The sequence below is a fragment of the Rodentibacter sp. genome, assembly GCF_057314195.1.
In genome coordinates this window covers 23,712-30,416 of the sequence record NZ_DBHLAM010000052.1, presented here as the reverse complement: position 1 = coordinate 30,416, position 6,705 = coordinate 23,712, and the positions used below count along the sequence as shown (strand labels likewise).

General features: G+C 45.6%; 7 protein-coding genes. 3 read left to right on the top strand and 4 right to left on the bottom strand.

The window, feature by feature from the left end:
* Window positions 1–268 precede the first annotated feature (268 nt).
* Window positions 269–1,204 carry a type I pantothenate kinase gene (gene coaA / locus ACO59Y_RS07655; RefSeq protein WP_373603605.1) on the top strand — a complete coding sequence of 312 codons (936 nt, stop codon included), beginning with the start codon at window positions 269–271 and terminating at the stop codon, window positions 1,202–1,204.
* Between the two features lie 177 nt (window positions 1,205–1,381).
* On the opposite strand, the gene dtd is transcribed toward coaA, so the two are convergent.
* From dtd to ACO59Y_RS07635, 4 genes are read right to left on the bottom strand one after another with little or no spacing between them, the layout of a single operon-like run.
* Window positions 1,382–1,816: a D-aminoacyl-tRNA deacylase gene (gene dtd, locus ACO59Y_RS07650; RefSeq protein WP_486132085.1), complete on the bottom strand. Its 435-nt coding sequence runs from the start codon at window positions 1,814–1,816 to the stop codon at window positions 1,382–1,384.
* The gene (locus ACO59Y_RS07645) at window positions 1,813–2,649 is read right to left on the bottom strand and encodes a virulence factor BrkB family protein (RefSeq protein WP_486132083.1); all 837 of its coding nucleotides are present in this window, start codon (window positions 2,647–2,649) and stop codon (window positions 1,813–1,815) included. The genes dtd and ACO59Y_RS07645 overlap by 4 nt, the downstream gene beginning before the upstream one ends.
* Window positions 2,646–3,143 carry a YchJ family protein gene (locus tag ACO59Y_RS07640; RefSeq protein WP_486132081.1) on the bottom strand — a complete coding sequence of 166 codons (498 nt, stop codon included), beginning with the start codon at window positions 3,141–3,143 and terminating at the stop codon, window positions 2,646–2,648. The genes ACO59Y_RS07645 and ACO59Y_RS07640 overlap by 4 nt, the downstream gene beginning before the upstream one ends.
* Window positions 3,133–3,807 (bottom strand): MOSC domain-containing protein, encoded by a 675-nt coding sequence (locus ACO59Y_RS07635; RefSeq protein WP_486132079.1) that lies wholly within the window; start codon window positions 3,805–3,807, stop codon window positions 3,133–3,135. The genes ACO59Y_RS07640 and ACO59Y_RS07635 overlap by 11 nt, the downstream gene beginning before the upstream one ends.
* A gap of 116 nt (window positions 3,808–3,923) precedes the next feature.
* Between ACO59Y_RS07635 and ACO59Y_RS07630 the strand changes: the two genes are divergently transcribed.
* Both ACO59Y_RS07630 and udp read left to right on the top strand, forming a co-directional pair.
* Window positions 3,924–5,408 carry a helicase HerA-like C-terminal domain-containing protein gene (locus tag ACO59Y_RS07630; protein WP_486132077.1) on the top strand — a complete coding sequence of 495 codons (1,485 nt, stop codon included), beginning with the start codon at window positions 3,924–3,926 and terminating at the stop codon, window positions 5,406–5,408.
* A gap of 286 nt (window positions 5,409–5,694) precedes the next feature.
* The gene (gene udp, locus ACO59Y_RS07625; RefSeq protein WP_486132075.1) at window positions 5,695–6,453 is read left to right on the top strand and encodes a uridine phosphorylase; all 759 of its coding nucleotides are present in this window, start codon (window positions 5,695–5,697) and stop codon (window positions 6,451–6,453) included.
* Window positions 6,454–6,705: the final 252 nt, after the last annotated feature.

The window sequence follows — 6,705 nt, the reverse complement described above, 5'->3', positions numbered from 1 at the left end:
TGATGACCTACTGATTACAAGTCAGTTGCTCTACCTACTGAGCTAAGTCGGCGTCGTAAATAAGTGAGGCGTATTATATGTAAAAAAGTTTAGCTGACAAGTCTTTTTTCTAAAAAAAACTGTTTTTTTCGTTATTCGCCTAATTTACAAGCAAAATCATTATTTTTGGGTTGTTATTTTCGACAAATATTAAGAAAAACAATGCACGGCTGCCCTTTATAAGGTATATTTTTCCCCCAACGATTTTCAGTAATTCACCTAATCAAACGTGGTATTCTCAAACCAACTCACTCCATTTTTAAGCTTTAGCCGTGAACAATGGGCGGACTTAAGAAAATCGGTGCCGTTAAAACTCACCGAACAAGATCTCAAGCCTTTATTAGGCTTTAACGAAGCGCTCTCGCTAAATGAAGTGAGCACAATCTATTTACCTCTCACTCGTTTGATTAATTATTACATTGAAGAAAACCTCCGCCGCCAAACGGTACTCAATCGTTTTCTTGGCGTACAAAATCCGAAAGTCCCTTATATTATTGGCATCGCCGGCAGTGTTGCGGTAGGTAAAAGCACTTCGGCGAGGATTTTGCAATCGTTGCTCTCGCATTGGCCGAATGAACGAAAAGTCGATCTTATTACCACCGACGGTTTCCTCCATCCGTTGCAAAAACTTAAGCAAGATAATTTACTGCACAAAAAAGGTTTCCCTGTTTCTTATGACACGGCAAAATTAATTCGCTTTTTGGCTGAAATCAAATCCGGCAAAGAAAAAGTGCAAGCGCCGATTTATTCCCATTTAACCTACGATATTGTTCCGCACGAATTTACCGAGATCAAGCAGCCCGATATTCTGATTCTAGAGGGGCTGAATGTGTTACAAACCGCGGGTAATAACAGCAATCAAACCTTTGTTTCCGATTTTGTGGATTTTTCCATTTATGTGGATGCGCAAGAGGTGTTGTTAAAAGAATGGTATATCAAACGCTTCTTGAAATTTCGCCAAAGCGCCTTTAGCGATCCAAATTCCTACTTCAAACATTACGCCAAACTGTCTGAACAAGAAGCGATTGCTACAGCCGCTAGTATTTGGGAAAACATTAACGGCCTGAATTTGCGCGAAAATATCTTGCCGACGCGCGAACGTGCCGATTTGATTTTAACCAAAGGCGCCGACCACGCCGTTGAATTAATTAAATTGCGCAAGTAAAGCAGCCGTTTTCGTTGTTTTTTTATCACAGATTTCATTCTGGTTGTTTACGGTCTGACCGTACGGCACCGCATTCGATTGTTTGAGACGAAAATGCATTTCTCGTCGCCGAATACCTTTCGGTGCGCTTCCAATGCGGTGCTGAAAAGCGACTTGAACGATAGCGCCGTTATATCGTTACGACGTTAACCAGAATGTCACCTGGCCGTCGTTGGTCAGACTGACTTGCATATCAGCGGCGAAACGGCCGTTCGCCACGCGAATTTTTTTTGCGCATCGTTGCGAAAAGTAGTCGTATAATTCGTTGGCAAGAGCCGGTGCAGCGCCTTTTGAAAAGCTCGGGCGCAAGCCTTTTTGCGTATCGGCGGCCAGAGTAAATTGGGATACGACCAGTAATTCACCACCCGCTTGTTGTACATTAAGATTCATCTTATTGTGTTCATCGCCGAAAATACGGTAATTCAATACTTTTTCCGCTAATTTATCCGCTTTTGTATAATCATCTTCTTTTTCTACACCGAGTAATACCAACAAGCCTTTGCCGATTTGTCCGACGATTTCACCGTCAATTTCCACTTTGGCTTGGGTTACGCGCTGAATTAATGCAATCATATTGTTTCTCTATTCGTTTGATTTTCCAAGTGTATTTTTCCCGGTTTCGTTTCCGCCAGTACAGCCGCCAGTTGTGCGCCGAGCAACACGAACATCCAGCTTAGTTGAATCCATAACAACATAATTGGTAAGGTCGCCATGGCGCCGTAAATCAATTGATAGGACGGAAACGTCGCGATATACCAAGCAAACGCCTGTTTGCCTAAAGTGAAAAACAGCGCTGCAATCAAGGCGCCGGCTGCGGAATGTTTGATGCTGACTTTTTTATTCGGCACCACCATATAAATCACGGTGAAAATAAACCAAGTAGATAAAAACGGCACCAAACCGAGCAACTTCAGGCCGAAGGATAAATGTTCGGCGCTTGTAAGCATCGCCTTCACATACGCGCTCGCCGCAATGCTGGCACCGATAAGCAAAGGGCCAAGGGTTAAAATCAGCCAGTAAATGGCAAATGAGGTAAAAATCGGGCGGCTGTCGGTGCCTTGCCAAATGCCATTGAGCGTACGATCGATAGAATTCATCAACATTAATGCCACAGCGATGAGACTCACGATACCCACCGCACTCATTTTTTTAGAATTGTTCACAAATTCATCGATATATCGCCCGACCACATCGCCGGCGGAAGGTGCAAAATTGGCGAAAATAAATTCTTTCAGTGCATCGGTCACTTCGTTAAACACCGGAAAGGCAGAAAAAATAGAAAATACCACCATAATCAATGGCACAATGGCCAACATGGTGCTGTAAGTAAGCGCACCGGCGGCTTGCGAGAGTTTGTTTTGTTTGAAGCGCAAGTAAAAACGTTGTAAAAACGAACTTAATTTCATAACCATGCCCCGCAACAATGTTTGAATTTTTTACTAGAACCGCAAATGCAAGGTTGTTTCATCGTCGGCAGCATTACGGTGGGATCCACAAAGTACCAACGTTCATTCATATTCACAAAAATCGAACGTTCATGATGCGATTGTTCGCCCTCTTTTCCTCCTTTAACTCCCTTAAAAAGAGCGTTAAATTCCACTGTGCAATGATTTTTTGTTAAGGCTTCCGTGCGCAAAATTTGTAGGCCGAGCCATTGTGTCGTCTCCGCCCAATTTTGCAACGCCGCAATGTCGAGCAAAGTTTGTTGGGCGGGTACGGTAGTTTCTACAATATAAGAAATATTTTTCAGCGCGTAGGCGCAATAACGGGAGCGCATCAGTTGCTCGCCGGTTGTAGGTTGTGCTTGATGCGTATGAAATAAGCCACAACAAGTGCGGTAATCCTTGCCTGATTGACAAGGGCAAAGGGAGCTAAAAAATTCGCTCGAATTAGGCCGCATTTTTAATTTCCTGAATTTTGCTTAATTGTGAATTTAACGAGCGTTTAAATGCCGGCGCCAATTCCTCGACGGCAAGGGCTTGTTCCAATTCTTCCGTAGTCGGTTTGCCTGACAATAAGCGATTCAAATGACGAATGGTCAATTGCGGATAAGGACGACATTGCAAAATCATTTCGTCGCCTTTCGTGATTTCGCCCGTTTCAATTACACGCACATACCAACCCGTCCAACCGGACTGATGCACGATTTTTTGAGTGTTTTCATTTTCGGTATTTTTCGATAAGCGCTCACAAGGCTTACGCGGTTGCGACACTTCCAATACGGCCGAACCGATTTTAAAGCGATCGCCCACGCACACGGAATCCTCGTCAAAGCCCGACACCACAAAATTTTCTCCGTAAATTGCCGTGCCGTGGTAAGTAAAATTTTCGTCAAGCAATTCGTTTAATGCGGGAAAAGATACATCAGACATAAAAAATAGCGCTTTGTCGGGCCCGCCGTGGTGCTTTTTTAAGCCCACATCATTGCCGACCGCGCCACACTCATGGATCAGCACCGCATTGACCGGCCGTTTGCGAATCGCACTTTCATACATCGAACCGTCCGCAAAAGTGAGTTGTTCGACTTCCCCAATTTTTATCATCAAAATTTTTGCTTTCGACATTTCAAACTCCTAATAAAACACGAGGAATTATACCCGAAAACCTCTTATTTTTGACCGTAATTGGTTTTTTCCTTATTATTCCTTACGCCAAAAAACACAAATAGCAAGGAACATTTATGCAATACGATCTTGCCCGTAACGAACTGGGGCACACGCTCGGCATTACCGCCAAAATGGCTAACCGTCACGGCTTAATCGCCGGTGCCACCGGCACCGGTAAAACCGTCACCTTACGTAAAATGGCGGAAGCTTTCAGTGATGACGGCGTACCGGTATTTTTAGTGGATGTGAAAGGCGACCTTTCCGGCTTGGTACGACCGGGTAGCATGCAAGGTAAAATCGCCGAACGCATCGAACAATTCAATTTAGGTGGCGAAAGCTATTTAAGCGGTTATCCCGTATCGTTCTGGGATGTATTCGGCGAAACCGGCATTCCGCTACGCACCACCATTTCCGAAATGGGGCCGTTGTTACTTTCCCGTTTATTAAATTTAAACGCCACTCAAGAAGGCTTGCTCAATCTGGTGTTCCGTGTGGCTGATGACAAAGGTTTATTGCTTATTGACTTAAAAGATTTGCGCGCCATGTTGAAGTATGTGGCGGAAAACGCCAAAACCTTCCAAGTGGAATACGGCAATGTGTCTGCCGCCAGCGTGGGAGCCATTCAACGCGCTTTATTAACGCTGGAAAATGAAGGTGCGGCAAATTTATTCGGTGAACCGGCACTGAATTTGGAAGACTGGCTGCAAACCCGAGACGGGCGCGGCGTAATTAACGTGCTTAATTCGGAAAAATTGATTAACTCTCCGCGCATGTACAGCGCGTTCTTGCTGTGGCTAATGGCGGAATTGTTCGAGCAATTACCGGAAGTAGGCGATCCCGACAAACCGAAATTCGTGATGTTCTTCGATGAAGCCCATTTGCTGTTTGACGGTGCGCCAAGCGTATTGGTAGATAAAGTGGAACAGGTTGTGCGCTTAATTCGTTCCAAAGGCGTGGGCATTTATTTCGTCACGCAAAATCCGCTGGATTTGCCGGATACCGTGCTCGGTCAGCTTGGCAACCGCGTGCAGCACGCCTTACGCGCTTTTACGCCGCGCGATCAAAAAGCGGTGAAATCCGCGGCGGATACGTTCCGTTCTAATCCTAAAGTGAATGTGGTGGAAGCCATCTCCACCCTTGGCGTGGGGCAGGCGCTGGTTTCTTTCTTAGATGAAAAAGGCATGCCGACACCGGTAGAAATTGCCTCTATTTTTCCACCAAAAAGCCAATTGGCGCCGATTAGCGTCGAACAGCGCGCCGCTTGGGTGAAAGACGACGAGTTGTACGCGTTCTATAAAGATTATGTGGATAACGAATCGGCATTTGAAGTGTTAAACACACAGGCGGATTTAACTGCCGAGCAACAAAAACAGGCGCAAGAAGACAACGGTCTTTTCGGCAGCCTCAGCCGTATACTTTTCGGCCCGCAAAAACGTGGCGAAAAACTTAGCCCTACGGAACAAATAGTGAACAGCGTGGCAAAATCGGTAGGGCGCAACATTCGTAATGAGGTCACAAAGCAGATTATGCGGGGAATTTTAGGCGCCCTGAAAAAGTAGGCATCGCTTCATTGGGTTTCGTCCGACGGCATTGTTGTTCTAAAAATTTCATTCTCGTTCGGGCAATTTACACAGTAGATTTACCGGCGCGTGATTTAAGCGTGCCTTTCGGCACCGCATTGAACCCTTGTCGGATAAGGCTCCAATGCGGTGCTAAATCAGAGGTTCACCTAAACGCAAAAAAGGAGCGGCGGTTTAGTCGGAGGCGCTTTCCTTTGCTACTTTCTTTTGTGTGAGCAAAAGAAAAGGCTACAATCTCAAACAAAACGACAATAGGGAGACGACTATGTCAGATGTATTCCACCTTAATCTCACCAAATCTCAACTCAAAGGTGCCACACTCGCTATTGTGCCCGGCGATCCGGCGCGTAGCGAACGCATCGCGAAACGACTTGATAATCCCGAATTCCTTACCAGCACGCGTGAATTTACCTCTTGGCTGGGGTATTTGAACGGACAGGCGGTCGTAGTGTGTTCCACCGGTATCGGCGGGCCGTCCACTTCTATTTGCGTGGAAGAGTTGGCGCAACTTGGCGTGCGTACGTTCTTGCGTATTGGTACCACCGGTGCGATTCAGCCGCATATTAATGTGGGCGATATTTTGATTACCACCGGGGCGGTACGTTTAGATGGCGCGAGTCGCCATTTTGCGCCAATCGAATATCCGGCGGTGGCGAATTTTGAATGCACTACGGCGCTGTTCAATGCGGTGCTGGAAAAGGGGCTCAAGCCTTTTGTCGGTATTACGGCGTCTTCCGATACTTTCTATCCGGGCCAAGAACGTTACGATACTTATAGCGGCAAAGTTTATCGCGATTACCAAGGCCTACTTAAACAATGGCAAGAACTGAATGTGATGAACTACGAAATGGAATCGGCGACGTTGTTCACAATGTGTAATGCGCTCGGTTTGCGTGCGGGCATGGTGGCGGGCGTGATTGTCAATCGCACTCAACAAGAAATACCGAATGAATCGACGATGAAAGAGACGGAAGAAAAAGCGGTTTCCGTAGTGGTCGAGGCGGCGAGAAAATTGCTCTCATAATTGAAAAGACGAAATTATGTAGCAAATGCACAAACCGTTTAAATTAAGCATAAACGATAGCACCGCATTGAAAGTGGCTCCAATGCGGTGCTATTTTGCAGGGGTAATTTCAACATTTGCAACTGCGATATAATTTCGGGAAAAGGCGTTCTTAACCGTTTAAAAACGCTTAATATCTGGCTTTATCGAAAAATTTAATAGCTTATGAAAACTGTAAAAATACTCCTATCTTGCTTTTGTTGCATTCTGGCA